This is a genomic window from Haladaptatus litoreus (assembly GCF_900156425.1).
Taxonomy (GTDB): Archaea; Halobacteriota; Halobacteria; order Halobacteriales; family Haladaptataceae; genus Haladaptatus; species Haladaptatus litoreus.
On record NZ_FTNO01000005.1, the window covers coordinates 238,664 to 254,748 of the forward strand.

Sequence of the window (16,085 nt, forward strand, 5' to 3'; positions counted from 1 at the left end):
TCATGATAGCGTATGGCACCGTTCGGTTACGTCGTCAGCGCCTTCGTGATGGGATTTCTGCTCGTCCTGCTCGGAGTCGGACTGATACGTGGGAGGGACTGGCAACAGTACGCCACGTCGAATCAGTCCAAACCTGATTGGAACGACGGCGAAGCCGAGTTCCAACTGCTCCAAAGGATTGCCACGAACTCGACCGTTTGGGTGGTCTGTTTTCTGTTCCTCACCCTCGGAATCGGTGCGGGTGCCATCCTCTTCGTCAGCGGCACCGCAGTTCCGGCGTCCATACGGCAATCCGCGTGGCTGGCGCTCGTTTCGCTGTCGATTGTGCTGGTCGCCGGATACATTTTCTGGGGAACCTACCAATCTATCCGCTATCGAGGGTTGGACAGCGCGAAGGCGACGCTCACAGCGTTGTGGCTGTGGGGAATGCTGTTCGTGGTGGTCGTCATTCTCCAACTCGTGATGGCGTGAGTTCGTGTCTGTATATTTCGCGCCGTTCACAGAATCGAATACGAGGCCGCAAGCGTGAGCGCCAGCGCCGCAAGTAGGCCGACCAGCACGACGAGCGAAATCGACCGCGGTTCGGAGCGAAGATGCTGGTAGTAGCCCGCGACGAGCAGGGCTTTCACGAACGATAGTGCGATGATTGCCCCGAAAGCAGTCCAGTAGGTGAGTCCCGCGAACTCCACGAGAACCTGTACGGTCGCCATCACGAACAGCACGACGTAAATCACGGTGTACAGTTTTGCGTTGGTCATGGATTTTCGTCGATCATGGGTTTTGCGTTGGTCGTATGGTCACAGAATGTAGAACAGGGGAAAGAGAAATAGCCAGACGATGTCCACGAAGTGCCAGTAGAGGCCGAAATACTCCACCGGCCGTTCGTCGTCCAAATACGCCCCGTTCCACGCTCTGGCGACGAGATACAGCACGATGAACAGGCCGACAATGACGTGCGCGGCGTGCAGTCCCGTCGTCAAGTAGAACGTCGAGGTTCGGACGCTACTGGAAATCGTTAATCCCTCGTGGAACAACTCCTGCCATTCGAGCGCCTTGTTCACGAGGAAGGCAACCCCGAGAGCGAACGTGACGAGGAGGCTTGCGATGAGTCCGCGCTTGCTGTTTCGCTCCGCCGCGACGAGCGCCAACACGACGCTGAAGCTGCTGGTCAGCAGGAGGTAGGTGTTCACCAGTCCCGGTAGTGGGTCGTGCGGAACCGGTTCCCACTGCACCCACCCGCTTGCGACCCGGATGAACGCATACGACCCGATGAAAGCCCCGAACAACACCACGTCGGAGGCGAGGAAAATCCACATCCCGAGTTTCGTGTTTTCCACGCCCGCGAACGGCCAACTTTCGCCGAACGGCCCTTCCGGGCCGTGGAATCGCTCCCTCGCCATCGAAACGAGGGCGACCCCGTCGAGCGCGATTCCAGCACCGAGAACGACGAGGTACATTATTCCACCCGTAAGTTCGCCCTGTTCGAACCCCGACATACCGAGGAAAGTGAAGAACGCGCCGACGCCGACGACGAAGGGCCAGATGCTCGCGTGGTCTTCGTCGTGCTCGCCGTGGGTCGCCTGTCCCGATTCAGTTCCGTATGCGACCATTCCTCCGTCGGTCGCACCGTCTGCTACTACGCTATCCAACGGGATTCGCTCGCCGCGCTCACCCCGTTTGAATCGAAGTGTCCCGTCCGCGAAACTCGGGATTCCGGGGAAGTTTCCGAGCGGCGGCGGCGAGGGAATCGCCCATTCGGTCGTCGTCGAATACGACCACGGATTGTCGTCCGCCGGGGCACCCGCAACGAGGCTTTTCGAGAGGTTGTAAAACATCACGAGGAACGAGGTTCCAAGGATGAACGCGCCGATGGTGGACAGTTGATGCCACGGAATGAACGCCGGGTCGTAGACGAAATCCCGCCGCGGTGTCTCCCACGCGATGAACATCGGGAAGTAGAGGAGGTTGAAGCCGACGAAGTACATCGCGAAGTGCACCTTCCCGAGGAACTCGTCGTACATCTTCCCCGACATCTTCGGGAACCAGTAGTATAGACCACCGACGAGGGCCGTCACCCCGCCGACCATCACGTAGTGGAAGTGTGCGACCACCCAGTAGGTGCCACGGAACTCGTAGTCGAGGACGACTGCGCCGAGGAAGACGCCCGTGACGCCGCCGAGAATAAAGAGGAGGAGCGCACCGAACGAGAAGAGGAACGGCGTGACGAACCGAACGCGACCCTTAATCATCGTGTAGATGAGTGCGAACACCATCAGGTCGAAGGGGAGCGAGATGCCGATGGTCGTCGCCATGAACAGCGTCTTGATTTGCAGGTTGATGCTCGTCAGGAACATGTGGTGCATCCAAACCATGAAACTCTGAATCGCCACGAGAATCATCGCCCAGATGAACCACCTTCGCCCGACGATTCGCTGACCAGTGAACGTCTGAAACGTTTCGGCCATCACGCCGAGTGCCGGGAAGAAGACGATGTACACCTCTGGATGGCCGAAGAACCAGAACAGATGCGCCCAGAGAATCGACCCGCCAGCCTGCGCGGTGAAGTAAGTCGTCCCGAGCAGTCGGTCGGAGGCGAGGATGAACAGCGCCGCCAGCAGCGCCGCGAACGCGAACAGCATCATCCACACCGTGAGCAGAATCGTCCACGAGAAAAGCGGCATCCGCCAGAGCGTCATGCCTTCCGCTCGCATTTTGTGCATCGTCGTGAGGAAGTTCACGGACGACACCGTTACGGAGGCGACGAACAGCATCAGCGCGAGTACTGCCGTCGATGCCCCGATGTTGGGCGTGTAGACGGGCAGGTTCAGCGGCGCGTACATCGTCCATCCGCCAGCCAAACTCCCACCCTGAAAGAACGAGACGCCGAGCAGGATGCCGGAAAAGAGATAGAGCCAGTACGAAAGTGCATTGAGTCGGGGAAAGGCGAGGTCTTTCGCGCCGATTTGGAGCGGAACGACGTAGTTCGCGAAACCGAAGGCGAAGGGCGAGAGGAACCAGAAAATCATGATGAGGCCGTGCGTGGAAACGGCCTGATTGTACGACATGGACGAGAGAATCCCGATTCCCGGCGTCCACAACTGGAGTCGCATCAACAGCGCCAGCACGCCGCCGAAGACGAGGAAGAAGAGCGCAGTAATCGTGTAGAGGATTCCCACGTCCTTGTGGTTGGTCGTGACGAGCCATCGCCGGACGGAACTCGTCGGGGGAAAGTCGCCGTGGGCGTGGGTTTCGTCGGTCATGTTGCCCTCGTCTTCGTCTGATTGTCAGAACTGTCCGCGGAGTCGTTCGCAGAGTTGGCTGTCGAACTAGTCGCTGGACTGTTCGTACTCTCGTACCACGACTCGTACTCGCTTCGTTCCATCACCACGACATCAGCGGTCATGTAGGAGTGGCCCGCGCCGCAGAGTTCGAAACACCGCACTTCGTAGGTTCCCGTCTCGTCCGCGACGAACCACGTATCGGTCTGCTGTCCCGGTATCGCGTCCGTTTTTACGCGTAGCTCGGGAACGCCGAACGTGTGGAACACGTCGGTGGAGGTAACGGTGAGATGAACCGTCTTCCCCTCCGGAACGCGGAGCGTGCTACTTTCGTGGCCGTTCGGATAGACGAACTCCCAGTTGAACTGCGAACCGACGACTTCGACCTGCATCGAATCTTGGTTTTCGACTGACGTGTCGTCCTCGACGTAGAGGAGCGTCCCGTACGTCCAGAGCACGAGCGAAACGACGATGATGGCGCTCAGGGAGAACGAAAAGAGCAGTTTTCGTCCGTCGCCGCTTTCGGTCGGCAGTTCGCCGAGTTTCGGCGGGTCGAACTCGTGTGTTCCGTTGCCGTCTCGGTATCTGTACGCCGTGTACAGCATGTAGCCGATGACGACGACGGTGACCAGAATACCGAGGAGGAGAAAGACGCCGAAAATTTGCTGGAACACCTCCGCACGCGTTCCGCGTGGAATCAGGCCGCTCACACCGTCGTGGAGTGGGAGAAATCGAATCTGCTCCAGCATCCCGCTATAATTAATGAATTTCCATTATATTAGTAGTTTCGGGGAGGGCGCTGGGAAGGTTTTTGCCGTTTGAAATGGTACCATATATCATGGCAGATAATGACACACAACCAGTCGTGGATGTCGATGTAAGCGAGGGTGCCGCCGAACCGGATTTCGACAACCTCACCGGAATCGTCGTAGACGGGGTCATCGGCGCTGTTGGCGGTTTGGTCGGCACCGCGGTCATGACCGCAGTCCTCTTGGTCGCGGCAACGCTGAACGCGTTCGATTTGAACTCGTTCGTCGTTCTCGCCGAACTCACCGGAACCACGGCGCTGTTCCCCGCAAATCCGGCGGCGATTGGGTATCTGGTCTTCCTCGGCGGCGGTATGGTGACGTGGCCGCTCTTGTTCGCCTCCATCGGTTCGTATCTGCCGGGCGAAAAGTACGCCACGAAGGGAATCCCGTACGGGTTCGTCCTCTGGACGGGATTCGCCCTCGCGTTCTACGACGGCTACACCGGCCTCCTGCTCGTGCTCTACCTCGTGTTGACCCTGCTTTCGCACTTCGCCTACGGGTTCGCACTCGGGGCCGTGTTCGATTACCTGTCGAAACGTCCGACGACGCTGGTCTGACGACGCCACCTCTGTGGCGTCGTAAGCCGTCCACAACCGCTTCTGCCACCTACGACCGCTACTGCCGTCCACAGCCGTCCGTTTCCTTTTCACTACTCCCACGACGATTCGTTGTCGTCGGTTTCACCGCTCTCGTCGGGTGGTCGCGTCGGCGTCGAGTACACTTCCTCCGGTTCCTGTTTTTTCTCCCGGAACGTTTCGAGCAGGTCTTCGACGTCCTTCCCCGTCTGCATCTGGTACTCCGACAGTATCGAAACGAGACGGTTGATGTCGCTGTTACTGAGGTCAACTGTGATCATCGTATTCGAAAACAGAGCTTGCAAGTGAAAGGCCCCATGCCTGAATGAGCAGGGTAAATAATTTGACAATTGGGTGCCGTCTACCGGCTACTTCACCCGATTTGAGTTACTCGTCGTATGGCCATCTGCCGCCGAGTTTTAACTCCTCGACGTACCCCTCGTCGATTTCGTCCCGGATTTGCTCGCGCGATTTGTGCGGAATCTCGCGGTCTTCTTCGGCAACTGCGACGACCACGTTCGAGAGTGCGAGCGCAATCGCCCGCAGGTCGCGGATGTCGAGTTTGTCCAGCGTGTCGGCATGGGTGTGACCCCATCCTCTCCCGCTTCCCTCCGACCGCGAGTAGGCCATCACGGACGGAACGCCTTCCTGCACGAACGCCCACTGGTCACCGTGGGGACTGATTCGTTCGTGCATCGAGAGTGGGAGACGCATCTCGTCGGTTACTTCCTCGAAGGCGTCACCGAGTTCGGTGAAGCCGTTCGTTCCGACGCCGAGATTTCGAGAGTTCCCCGCGCCGTCGATGTTGATAACGCATTTTATCGACTCCAAATCGTGCGTTTCGGCCGCGTGGTACGCCCCGTAGAGTCCGATTTCCTCGGAGCCGAAGGTGATGAGTCGAACTCGACACGCGAGTTCGACCTGTTCCAGTAATCGCCCGATTTCAGCGACGAGCGCGCTCCCTGCGCCGTTGTCGTTCGCTCCCTCGCTGATGTCGTGGGCATCGACGTGCGCGGTGACCAGCACTTCTTTTTCCGTATCCGGGCCGACGACCGCCTCCACGTTTCGGGAGTTCGTCGGTTCGTTTCGACATTCGACGGAAATCGTCGTCTCGCTTCCACTGTCTTCCTCGCCTTCATTGCCCTCCGCTGCGTGTTCGCGGAGCAGTCGCGTTCCGACCTCCTTCGAGACACCGACTGCCGGAATCGGGCCGGGACGGTTGTGATAGCCGATTTCTCCTGTCGGGGGAAGACAGCCCTCGACGTGGTTTCGGAAGACGAACCCAACCGCACCGGCGTTCGCGGCGCAGACGTACTTCTCCATTCGGTGAATCCATCGCCCGTGGCCCTCGGGCGTCTCGCTGGACGCCATCACGATTTTGCCGTCCAAATCGCGCTCCTCGAAATTCTCGGCGAGTCCGTAGCCCACGTCCACGAGTTCGCCCGTCGCCTCGCCGCTCGGCGTTCCGGGGAGCGCGATGACTTCGTGGTCGGCGGCGAGCGTCTCGCCGCCGACCGAAAGCGAGGACGACCCACGCCACCAGCCGGGAATTTCGAACTCGTTGATTTCGACCTCGCGCGCGCCGCCGCGCTCGAAGGCGTCGGCGATGATTTCCGCGCCCTCCGCTTCGCCCGCCTGTCCGGCCATTCGGTTGCCGACCGAGACGAGCGCTTCGAGGGTGTCCCACGATTCGGTGCTCGTAACGGCGTCGCCGACGACCGAGTTGGGTATCCGTGACATGGTTTGTCGTCCAGCGCGGGAACCAAGAACCTCCGGAACCCGGCACGCCTTACAGCAATCGGTCGGGGTTACTTCACGTTCGACGGCCAACCGCCGGTCCGCGACTGTCGCCCAACTTGCGGTCGATAACTGAACTACTATCTTTCGGCAGGACGTACAAACCCGCATGGATACCGCAGACCAGACTCGCACGGCCCGGCAGGCCGTCGAGCGTCTTGCCGACCCGGTCGTCGCGTTCGACACCGACTGGCAAGTCACCTATCTGAACGACCCGGCCCGCGACATCTTCGGATTCGGTATCGGCGAGCGACTACCCGAAGCGCTGCCGACGACGGCGGGCGAGACGATGCACGAACGTTGTCAGGCGTCGATTGCGGATGGCGACTCCTGCTCTTTCTGGCTGTCGCTCGGCGATACACAGTACGAAGCGACGACGCATCCCGACGAAGACGGGGTAACCCTCGTGTTCCAGGAATGCGACGTGTTGGAGGACGTGGCCGCGGAACTCCAACTGAAAGAGCGCGCCATCAACGAGGCCCCGGTCGGCATCACCATCGCCGACGCGCAACCGAACGACGAACCGCTCATCTACGTCAACGAGGCGTTCGAGGAGTTGACGGGCTACGACTCCGAAGACGTTCTCGGACAGAACTGCCGATTCTTGCAGGGGGAAGATTCCGACCCGGACGCGGTTGCGGAAATGCGAACCGCAATCGACAACGAGGAACCCGTTTCGGTCGAACTGTGCAACTACCGGAACGACGGTGAGAAGTTCTGGAACCGGGTCGATATTGCCCCGATTCGGGACGACGCAGGCGAGGTCACCCACTACGGCGGGTTCCAAACGGACATCACAGAGCGGAAGGACGCCGAGTTCGCGGCCCGCAGACGGGCGAAGGAGCGCGAACACCTGCTCGAACGAATCGAGGGACTCCTCGGCGACGTGACCAGCGCGGTGGTCGAAGCACCGACCAGAACGGCAATCGAAACGGCCGTCTGTGAGCGCGTGTCGAGCGTCGAACCGTACAACTTCGCGTGGGTCGGCGAGCGCGACATCAGAACCGACAGCGTCGAAGTGCGGGCCGTCGCGGGCGACTGCGACCCGAAACCCGACCATCCGCTCGTCATCGACGCGCTCGAAACCGGCGAACTACAGGTGGACGAACTCGGCGTCGAAGGCTGTGAGGCAGTCGCCGCGCTCCCCATCGCCTACGACGATACGGAGTACGGCGTCCTCGTTATCTGCGCGACGAGACAGGATGCCTTCGACGAACGGGAACAGGTCGTCCTTCGGTCGCTGGGCCGAGCAATCGCCAGCGCCATCAACGCCCGCGAGACGCGCAGAATCCTCATCGCCGACAGCGTGGTCGAAGCCGAATTCGCCTTCCGGAGCGCCGACCTCTTCTTCGTTGACATCGCAAAGCAAACCGGCGCGGACATCGAGTATCTGCAATCGACCAACCGGGATGACGGCTCTGTCGTTTCATTCTTCTCGGTTCGCGGCGCGTCTCCCGACGACGTGATTGCTGCCGTCGAGGACAGAGAAAGCGTCACCGAGGCCAGGTTAGTTGCTGAAAACGACGGCGAAGCCCTCTTCGAGTTCGTCCTTCCGTCGGGGACGCTCGTTTCGACAATGTCCGAGTACGGTGGCAAGACCCAAGCGATTTCGGCGACGCCGAACGATTCACGGGTCGTCGTGGAGTTCCCACAGGAGGCGGACGTTCGCGGCCTCGTCGAGCGACTCAAACAATCGTACCCCGGAACGGAACTGCTGGCGTACCGCCACCGCGAGCGACCTGCGAAAACGAGACAGGACTTCATCGAAAACCTCACCGAAAATCTCACCGAACGCCAGTTAACCGCGCTCCAAACCGCCTACGTCAGCGGTTTCTTCGACTGGCCGCGGCCCGTCACCGGCGAGGAACTCGCCGAGTCGATGCAAATCTCGCGTTCGACGTTCCACGAGCACCTGCGGGCCGCGGAGCGAAAACTCTGCGGCGAGTTCTTCGGCGACGAACCGGTCTGAGAGACGATTCATCTTCGAGTCGTTCCTATTTCTGAAGATAGCGACTCAAAGTGGGGTTCGGAGGGCGGGCACTACGCCAGAGTAGTAACTATTCGGATATAAATATATTTCAAAAATCCGTTCTCAGTAACATCGTTTGAACACCTGCTCCGCGGTTGGAGAACGGGCCGAACGAATCAAAAATAGTGCTTCTACGCCGATGGATTTCGGTAGTCACATGTAACCGCTATCTTCATCGAGATTGATTCCACGATTATTTTCAGATTTTGGCGTTAGAGTCCCCAAAGCAACCAAATTCAATCTCTCAGAGTGCTGTTGGTAGGCACGGTATTTTTACTCTCGAACAGTCAGACCGAACTAGTTGGGTAGTTCTGATTTATTACAGGCACTCCATCACCAGAACGGGGAGATTCGATGCAAACAACCCGACGTGATACAATAAAAACCATCGGCGGCGCAGGCGTTTTGACTATGCTCGGCGGCAGTGGCGTAGCAGCGGTCGTCGGTGCAGACGACCACCAGTCCGACAGCGACGACTCGGACAGCAACGACTCGGAAACGGCGAAAGTGCGTGTCGCCCACGCCTCGCCCGACGCCCCGAACGTGGACGTGTGGGTAGACGGCGAAAAAGCCCTCTCCGACGTTCCGTTCAAGGCCGTCAGCGATTACCTCGACGTGCCGACGGGAACCCGCACGGTGAAAATCACCGCCGCGGGCGACCCGAGTACGGTCGCGTTCGAGGGTGATTTGACTCTGGAAGCGATGACCTACACGGTCGCGGCAGTCGGCGAACTGACGAGCGACGACACGGCGTTTAAGCCGTGGGTGCTTCAGGACGATACGAGCACGACCGAGGGCAAAGCGCGGATTCGACTCGTGCACGCCGCACCCGACGCGCCAGCAGTCGATGTGACCGTGATGGACGGTGAAACGACCCTGTTCGATGGGGTCGCCTACGGCGAATCGAGCGACTACCTCGAAGTTGACCCCGGCCAGTACACCCTCGAAGTCCGCGGCGATACGGACTCGAACGACGGCGATGTGGCGGCAACCTTTGACGTGACGGTGGAAGCCGGAACGACGTATACGGCCTTCGCGGAAGGCTACCTGACGCCCGACGACGAACCGACGAACGAGATGTTCGACCTCGTCGTGGCACAGGACTCGATGGAGAGTTCCGACGACACGGACGACATGGGCGACGCGATGGTTCGCGTGGCCCACGCTTCGCCTGACGCGCCAAATGTGGACGTGTGGGTGGACGACCAGAAAGTCCTCTCCGACGTGCCGTTCAAGGCCGTCAGCGACTACCTGAGCCTACAACCCGGAACGTACACAGTGACAATTACCGCCGCAGGTGACCCGGACACGGTCGCCTTCGAAGGTGACCTGACGGTGGATGCGATGTCCTACACGGTCGCCGCGGTCGGCGAGTTGACGAGCGACGACACGGAGTTCAAGCCGTGGGTGCTCGCGGACGATGCGTCCCCGAGCGACGACATGGCCGCAGTCCGTCTCGCACACGCCTCACCGGACGCGCCAGCGGTCGACGTGACGGTGATGGACGGCGAGAAGAAACTGTTCAGCGACGTGGCTTACGGCGAGGCAAGCGACTACATGGAGGTGCCTGCCGGAAGCTACACGCTCGCGGTGTGGCCCGCAGAGGACGCAGGCTGTGACCCGGTTGCGACGTTCGACGTGGAAGTCGAAGGCGGACAGGCGTACACCGGCTTCGCGGAGGGCTACCTGACGCCCGACGACGAACCCGACTGCCATTCCTTCGACCTCGTCGTCGCACAGGACGCGACGACCGAATCGAACTAGTCGTTCGACCAATTGGCTAATTGGTCGATTGGCCGACTGACCAACCGACCAACCGGCCGAAGTAAGCAGTCCCAAACCCGTTTTTCTCGACCTACGATTCGCGGAATACGCGGCCTAATTCCGTCGAAGGCGTCTCATAACAATATAGGCAGTCGTGAACGGTTCTGCTATGCCCGGCGTAACTGGTGGTACTGTCAGCAGTCGTGCTCTCGATGAGATGATAGGCACGATGGACGACGAATCGTGGTATGGCACTGCCGAACGCTCGACTGGCGACTGTCGAATCGGACTCGTCCATCACGGCGAGCGAGACGCACGCGGATGGACGACGTGGCGAGACGGCGACCGAATCGGCGTCCTTCACGGCGTGATTTCGAATCGCTCCGAACTGGGGTTGACGACCGACGAAATCTTCGAGCGAGTGCTCGCCGACCCAGACCGCACCCTTCCGGAACTCAGCGGCCCGTTTTTGCTCGCGGTGGCGGATGGAAGTTCTACTGTCGTCGCAACCGACAAAATCGGCACGCGACCGTGTTACTATTCGACGGTTAACGGTTTCCTGTTCGGGAGCGAACTCAAATCGCTCGTCACGCAACTTCGCGAACCGCGAGTGGACGAACGAGCGGTAAGCGACATGCTCCACATGGGATACGTGTTCGGGAAGAAAACGCTCGTCTCTGACATTCGTTCACTCCGCCCCGCGTCGTACATCCACTACGAGGGCGGCAATCTCCGAACGAAGCGATACTGGGAACCCGACTTCGGCATCGCACCGCAGGAAGGATACGTCGATGAAGCGGTTCGGCGCTACCGCCGGGTCGTCGGCAACGTCGCGGATACAATCGACGGACGGACGGGTGTGTGGCTCTCCGGCGGACTCGACAGTCGAACACTCGCTGCTGCGCTGAAAGAGGAAATCGGCCCCGTTCAGACGTTCACCTACGACAACTCTGCGACGCAGGAAGACCGACTCGGTGCGGAACGCGTCGCCGATTCGCTCGAACTACCCAACCAGTTCTACGACTACTCCGCAGAGGAGTTCGTGAGCGCCATCGAACGCGGCGTGGACATCATGGATGGGATGTTGCAGTGGTCGTTTTTCGTCAATCTCGCGCCCTCGCTGAACAACGTTTCCGGGCAGGTTGACGTGCTGTTCGAAGGAAGCAGCCAAGGCGAATTTTTCGGCGACGTGATGTATCGCTCGTATCTGACCGGAAAACAACCGGTTGACGCCCTCGCCGCCCTGAAGAGTCAGCTACCCCCCGCTGACGTGCAAACCCTCCTCTCCGCGGAAATTTCCCCGAAGCAATCGCTGGGCCGTGTGGTCGAACGAAGCACGCAACCCCGGCGAGAACACAGGACGCTCGATGCACTCTGGGAAATCTTCGCGGACTCGCATTTTCGCTCGAACCGCCTCTATCGGAGCCAAGCCGGAACTCGCGTCCCGTTCGCGGACGGCGAGTTCATGAACCACGTCGCGCGAATGCCGTACAATCGGTACCGAATCGGGTCGATTCCCGGCACTCGCGGCACGGTTCCGTCCGCCGTCGCGCCACTCAAACTCGAAGTCGCTCGCCGAGTCGCTGGCCCTGCCGCAAAAGTTCCGTACAATCGAACGAAACGTCCGCCCACCTCGCCTCTCGCGCTGCACGCCGCGGGATTCGTTGCGGACAACGTGAAAAAGCGAGTGCTCGGTCAAACCACGTCGCAGATGGGAACGTGGTACCGAACGAACAGCGACATGCGAGCCTTCATCGACGACCTACTCGACGATGCGTGTACTCGCGACATCTTCGATTCGAACGGGGTTCGTGACCTCCAACGCGAACATCTCGACGAACGTGGTGACTACATCAAACCGATTTCGGCGCTGACGACCGTCGAACTCTGGTTACAGAAGCACCTCGACGCGCTTCGTCCGTCCGCGGGCCAGCGCGTTCCAGTGCGATAGCGAATACAAATATATTTTAATTGTCATTCTACGGCTTTTGATATGTTTCAGGTTTCATTCTATTTGCGCCGGTTCCTCTACTTTTCAGGTCGTCTGACAAAAGTTTATAAACCTTGGAGAAGCAGTGGGAGACAGGCTGGTCACGAGTGGACCGACGAACAAACGACAAACAGACAAACGAAACATCCGAAAACCGCCGGAACACACTCATCCTTCCCGCGCTGGGCGTCTGCTGGCTGGCGTTTCTCGGCTACTCCGAGCTGTACGGCGGCGGGGCGAACGTGGACTTCGTCGCGATGACGCTCGGTGCAGGACTGATGGTTGCTGGCACGTTCCGGTTCCTTCGCACGACCGATTCCGTGGAGAGAACACCGGAAGAACAAGGCAGATAGGGCGCGTACATCGCCCGATGAACGTCGGGGTATTCCTCCTCATCGAACTCCTCGTCGCAGTTGTACTCCTTTCGGTCGGTGGCATTCTCGTCCACCGCTGTCGGGCGTCCGGCGAGTGGCAACCGCGAGGATTACAGGACGCGGAACGTGACGCTGGAATCGAAGAGGAGTGGCGTTAATTTCTCCGATTATTCGCGCCACTGTCCGTGGAGTTCGGTGTTGTGCGCTCGCTCGTCCGGGTCGTTGATAATCGAAACCATTCCTCCTCGGTCGAGGGCGTACTGTCGAGCGTCGTTTCGCGTGGCGAGCGACCGAGTTCTGAGTTCGGCGAGGAGGCTCTGAATCTGTTCGACGGACGCCGTCACACTCTCTTCGATTTCGTGAACCGTCATCGGGCCGTCCGCCGCGAGTGTGGCGATAACGTCCCACGTATGGTCGTCGTTACAGAGCGATTCCCGCCGCGCCGCGTCGATGCGAACCACCACGGGGTCTGCGTTCGCCAGTTCCACGAGCGATGCGGTGTCGGACACCGACTGCTGTGAAACCGATTTGCCGAGTTCGTAGCCGCGCTGACGGAGTCGTTTTCGATAGGCTTCGACGGAGTCTTCGCTCCCGGATAGTTCAGCGGCGGAAGATTCGACGGTGTCGGCGGACGAGGTCGATTCCTCGACCTCGTCCGCTGTTGCGGTTTTCTCGGGATGTTTGGATTGCTCGGTTTCTTTAGGTTTCCCGGGTTGTTCGATTCCTTCAGGTTGCTTGGTTTTCTCGGCTCCTTCGACTTCCTTGTTCGCCTCGAACGCGTTCAGGTCGGTCTGCTCGTTTTCCAACTCGGCGACCTGCGCTTCGAGTTCGCGGATTCGCTCGTCTTTCTCGCGGAGTTGTTGTCCGAAATCCTCCGGGCCGCCAACCTCCCCGTGGGCGAGGGCGTTGGCCATCTTCCGCGCGGCGGCGGACACGTCGCGCGCGGTTTGTAGTTCGTCTTCCAACGACGCGATTCGCTCCTGCTTGCGCTCCAGTTGGCTTTCGAGTTCCGCAACTCGGTTGTGTTCTTGTTCCTGAAGCTCCGTGATGTCCTCCAAGTCGCCCATCAGCGCGTCGCTGACCGATTTCAGTTCGGGGCGCTCGAAGTCGTCCAACCCGGGGGTTGCCCCCGCGTCGAAGGTCTGTTTTCGGTTGAACTGCACGCGACGAATCCCGCCGTCTGTCCAGTCCGTTTGAACGAATCCCTCCCCGGCGTTGAGGTCTGGAACTGCGTCACCGTACTCGTCGCCGACGATTCGGCTGACGACTTTCGTGTCGTTTTCCCACGTCAGTCGATGCCAGACGAGCCAGTTCGCCTGCGTGATGAAATCCTTCTTCACGTCGGCGGGGCGCTGGCTGATGCCCATCACGCCCAGCCCGTGTTTTCGCCCGCGCTTGCCGACCTTGATGAGCATCTTCCCGGTTTCACCCATGCCGCCGCCTTCCGGGATGTATTCGTGGCACTCCTCGACCACGAGCAAAAATGGCTTTTTCAGCTTCTTTTCCTTGGCGAACAGATGCCGCGCCGTCTCGCGGATGAGTTCGTCGGCCTCGTCCTCGTCCAGATAGCCGGACACGTCCACGATGACGGGAACGTTCTGTTCGAGCGCGAGCGACGCGATTTTTTCAGCGTGTTCGGCCCCGACTTGGATGTCGCACTCTTCGTCCGCGCCAGCGTGGAGCAGTTCGTACTCCTCTTTTAAGCCGTAGTACTCCCCGTCAGCGTCGATGATGGCGACCGGATAGCCCGCGTCCAGCAGTTTTTCGACGATGACCGACGCGGTGTTCGACTTCCCCGACCCGGATTTCCCGGTGACGAACCCGCGCCCAGTCAAGATTTCGACCACGGGAATCGACACCTCGGTGTCGTCGGCGACGAGGTGGCCCACCGGCAGTTGTTGTTCGTTGTCCATCTTCTTGGTGCTGGATTCGGCAGAGATTCCTTGAATTTTTGCATCACGCTTCGGACTGTTGACCATTGGTGAATCGGGTGGTTGGTTAGTTGGTTAGACGGGTGGGTAGGTAGGTGGTCAACGACTGGCTCTGGCTTCGTTTTCGGATATAAACGTTCGTTTCCTTGGAACGTGGCCGAAATCTCGACACTACAATCCGCGACATCGCCACAATCGCTTTCCTGCCTGCCTCCGAACCGTCGGACGATGAATTCCCCTGCCGACAGTGAGAGACGACGCTCGTATCGAGGGCAGAGAGGAGGCTCTGTAGCATGACCCGTATCGCCGTCGTCGGGGCAGGTGTCGCGGGACTCGGCGTCGCCTACGCGTTGCGAGATGCGGCACCCGTTACCCTGTTCGAGCGGCGCGAGCGCGTCGGCGGCCGCGCCGCCACGCGCGAGCAAGCAGACTGTGTCTACGACACGGGGGCGAACTACGTGAAAAGCGACGACGAGCGTGTTTCCCGCGTCGTCCGCGAACTCTCGGACGGATTGGTCGATGTCGAGGAACCGGTGTGGACGTTCGACGCGGACGAAACGATTTCGGAAGGACGTGACGAAAATACGGAGAAGTGGACGTACCGAAACGGAATCGGAACGCTCGGTCAGCGACTGCTGGATGCCAGTGATGCAACTGTTCGAACCAATACGCGGATTGTTGGGAGTCAAAAGGACAAAAGCGACGGGTGGTACGTCGAAGACGATAGCGGGAACGAACACGGCCCATACGACGAACTCGTGTTGACACCGCCTGCGCCGCTTACGGCATCCCTACTGGAGTTCGCCGCGTGGGGTGACGACGAAACCCGACGAGAACTCCGCGAACACGTCGGCCACGTTCCGTACCGAACGATTCTCTCCGTCGTGCTCCACTATCCGTTCGAAATCGACCGACCCTACTACGCGCTGGTGAACACGGACAAAGAACACGAAATCGGCTGGCTGGCGCGCGAGTCCTGCAAACCGGGCCACGTTCCGGACGGCGAGAGTCTGTTGGTCGTCCAGATGGCCCCCGACTGGTCGGCGGAACACTACGACTGGGAAGATTCGGAAATCGTTGCGGCGGCGGCAGACCACGTCGCGGACTTGCTTTCCGACCACTCGCTTTCTGCTCCGGATTGGTTCGACGTGATTCGCTGGCGCGACGCACTGCCGGATTCGGGTGCTGATACGGACGTTCTTCGACGGGCAGCGGAAGTGAACCTTCACTTCGCTGGCGACTGGGTCGCCGGAGATGGACGAGTGCACCGCGCGCTGGGGAGTGGACTCGACGTTGGCGAGCGAATCCGCAACAAAAATCGTCGAGGGTAATGACGAGACAACGTCGAAGTTTGCTGTGTATTCGGACTGCTACTCACTACTCGACCGGAGTCCCTGTTTAACCGAACGTACGAAAGATAACAGAGAGCAAAGGCGGGAATCAAAATCGCGGAGAGGAGGAAGTTGCCGATAGTCATTCCAACCAGTTTGCCGGGAGACATATCAAGAACCGGCTGTGGCGTCAGTACTGACACCAGC

Annotated in this window: 14 protein-coding genes; 8 read left to right on the top strand and 6 right to left on the bottom strand. The window is 59.8% G+C overall.

Going from position 1 to position 16,085, the window contains the following annotated elements:
- The first annotated feature begins 12 nt into the window (after positions 1–12).
- On the top strand, positions 13–471 hold the full coding sequence (locus BW974_RS19210) for a hypothetical protein (RefSeq protein ID WP_076431965.1): 459 nt from the start codon (positions 13–15) through the stop codon (positions 469–471).
- Between the two features lie 26 nt (positions 472–497).
- Here BW974_RS19210 and BW974_RS19215 read toward each other — a convergent pair whose 3' ends face one another.
- From BW974_RS19215 to coxB, 3 genes are read right to left on the bottom strand one after another with little or no spacing between them, the layout of a single operon-like run.
- Complete coding sequence (locus BW974_RS19215; RefSeq protein ID WP_076431967.1) at positions 498–758, bottom strand: cytochrome C oxidase subunit IV family protein; 261 nt, start codon at positions 756–758, stop codon at positions 498–500.
- 39 nt (positions 759–797) lie between these two features.
- Positions 798–3,260, bottom strand: coding sequence for a cbb3-type cytochrome c oxidase subunit I (locus tag BW974_RS19220; protein WP_139328940.1), 2,463 nt, complete (start codon positions 3,258–3,260; stop codon positions 798–800).
- Positions 3,257–4,027 carry a cytochrome c oxidase subunit II gene (coxB, locus tag BW974_RS19225; RefSeq protein ID WP_076431969.1) on the bottom strand — a complete coding sequence of 257 codons (771 nt, stop codon included), beginning with the start codon at positions 4,025–4,027 and terminating at the stop codon, positions 3,257–3,259. Before coxB ends, BW974_RS19220 begins: the two co-directional genes overlap by 4 nt.
- Positions 4,028–4,116: 89 nt before the next feature.
- Between coxB and BW974_RS19230 the strand changes: the two genes are divergently transcribed.
- On the top strand, positions 4,117–4,644 hold the full coding sequence (locus BW974_RS19230) for a DUF6789 family protein (protein WP_076431971.1): 528 nt from the start codon (positions 4,117–4,119) through the stop codon (positions 4,642–4,644).
- A 92-nt stretch (positions 4,645–4,736) separates the two neighbouring features.
- Here BW974_RS19230 and BW974_RS19235 read toward each other — a convergent pair whose 3' ends face one another.
- Together BW974_RS19235 and BW974_RS19240 are read right to left on the bottom strand one after the other, a co-directional pair.
- The gene (locus BW974_RS19235; protein ID WP_076431973.1) at positions 4,737–4,943 is read right to left on the bottom strand and encodes a hypothetical protein; all 207 of its coding nucleotides are present in this window, start codon (positions 4,941–4,943) and stop codon (positions 4,737–4,739) included.
- A gap of 106 nt (positions 4,944–5,049) precedes the next feature.
- Entirely contained in the window at positions 5,050–6,402 is a 1,353-nt protein-coding gene (locus BW974_RS19240; protein ID WP_076431975.1) for a M28 family peptidase, read from the bottom strand.
- Between the two features lie 166 nt (positions 6,403–6,568).
- On the opposite strand from BW974_RS19240, the gene BW974_RS19245 reads away from it, so the two are divergent.
- The 5 genes from BW974_RS19245 to BW974_RS25860 all read left to right on the top strand — a co-directional run bounded on the left by BW974_RS19245 (position 6,569) and on the right by BW974_RS25860 (position 12,774).
- Positions 6,569–8,428 carry a bacterio-opsin activator domain-containing protein gene (locus BW974_RS19245; RefSeq protein WP_076431977.1) on the top strand — a complete coding sequence of 620 codons (1,860 nt, stop codon included), beginning with the start codon at positions 6,569–6,571 and terminating at the stop codon, positions 8,426–8,428.
- A gap of 414 nt (positions 8,429–8,842) precedes the next feature.
- On the top strand, positions 8,843–10,252 hold the full coding sequence (locus BW974_RS19250) for a DUF4397 domain-containing protein (protein ID WP_076431979.1): 1,410 nt from the start codon (positions 8,843–8,845) through the stop codon (positions 10,250–10,252).
- Between the two features lie 169 nt (positions 10,253–10,421).
- Complete coding sequence (locus tag BW974_RS19255; RefSeq protein WP_076431981.1) at positions 10,422–12,203, top strand: asparagine synthase-related protein; 1,782 nt, start codon at positions 10,422–10,424, stop codon at positions 12,201–12,203.
- A 146-nt stretch (positions 12,204–12,349) separates the two neighbouring features.
- A complete protein-coding gene (locus BW974_RS19260; protein WP_139328941.1) occupies positions 12,350–12,595 on the top strand; it encodes a hypothetical protein in 246 nt (81 codons plus the stop codon).
- A gap of 17 nt (positions 12,596–12,612) precedes the next feature.
- The gene (locus BW974_RS25860; RefSeq protein ID WP_175609746.1) at positions 12,613–12,774 is read left to right on the top strand and encodes a hypothetical protein; all 162 of its coding nucleotides are present in this window, start codon (positions 12,613–12,615) and stop codon (positions 12,772–12,774) included.
- A gap of 9 nt (positions 12,775–12,783) precedes the next feature.
- On the opposite strand, the gene BW974_RS19265 is transcribed toward BW974_RS25860, so the two are convergent.
- Entirely contained in the window at positions 12,784–14,529 is a 1,746-nt protein-coding gene (locus tag BW974_RS19265; protein WP_076432277.1) for an ATP-binding protein, read from the bottom strand.
- Positions 14,530–14,840: 311 nt separating this feature from the next.
- Here BW974_RS19265 and BW974_RS19270 point away from each other — a divergent pair, with 311 nt between their 5' ends.
- Complete coding sequence (locus tag BW974_RS19270; RefSeq protein ID WP_076431985.1) at positions 14,841–15,878, top strand: NAD(P)/FAD-dependent oxidoreductase; 1,038 nt, start codon at positions 14,841–14,843, stop codon at positions 15,876–15,878.
- Positions 15,879–16,085: the final 207 nt, after the last annotated feature.

What these genes read in the sequence shown, in the direction of transcription:
- BW974_RS19210 (WP_076431965.1), top strand. Translation starts at nt 13, where the DNA reads ATGGCACCGTTCGGTTACGTCGTCAGCGCCTTCGTGATGGGATTTCTG.
- BW974_RS19215 (WP_076431967.1), bottom strand. Translation starts at nt 758, where the DNA reads ATGACCAACGCAAAACTGTACACCGTGATTTACGTCGTGCTGTTCGTG.
- BW974_RS19220 (WP_139328940.1), bottom strand. Translation starts at nt 3,260, where the DNA reads ATGACCGACGAAACCCACGCCCACGGCGACTTTCCCCCGACGAGTTCC.
- coxB (WP_076431969.1), bottom strand. Translation starts at nt 4,027, where the DNA reads ATGCTGGAGCAGATTCGATTTCTCCCACTCCACGACGGTGTGAGCGGC.
- BW974_RS19230 (WP_076431971.1), top strand. Translation starts at nt 4,117, where the DNA reads ATGGCAGATAATGACACACAACCAGTCGTGGATGTCGATGTAAGCGAG.
- BW974_RS19235 (WP_076431973.1), bottom strand. Translation starts at nt 4,943, where the DNA reads ATGATCACAGTTGACCTCAGTAACAGCGACATCAACCGTCTCGTTTCG.
- BW974_RS19240 (WP_076431975.1), bottom strand. Translation starts at nt 6,402, where the DNA reads ATGTCACGGATACCCAACTCGGTCGTCGGCGACGCCGTTACGAGCACC.
- BW974_RS19245 (WP_076431977.1), top strand. Translation starts at nt 6,569, where the DNA reads ATGGATACCGCAGACCAGACTCGCACGGCCCGGCAGGCCGTCGAGCGT.
- BW974_RS19250 (WP_076431979.1), top strand. Translation starts at nt 8,843, where the DNA reads ATGCAAACAACCCGACGTGATACAATAAAAACCATCGGCGGCGCAGGC.
- BW974_RS19255 (WP_076431981.1), top strand. Translation starts at nt 10,422, where the DNA reads ATGCCCGGCGTAACTGGTGGTACTGTCAGCAGTCGTGCTCTCGATGAG.
- BW974_RS25860 (WP_175609746.1), top strand. Translation starts at nt 12,613, where the DNA reads ATGAACGTCGGGGTATTCCTCCTCATCGAACTCCTCGTCGCAGTTGTA.
- BW974_RS19265 (WP_076432277.1), bottom strand. Translation starts at nt 14,529, where the DNA reads ATGGACAACGAACAACAACTGCCGGTGGGCCACCTCGTCGCCGACGAC.
- BW974_RS19270 (WP_076431985.1), top strand. Translation starts at nt 14,841, where the DNA reads ATGACCCGTATCGCCGTCGTCGGGGCAGGTGTCGCGGGACTCGGCGTC.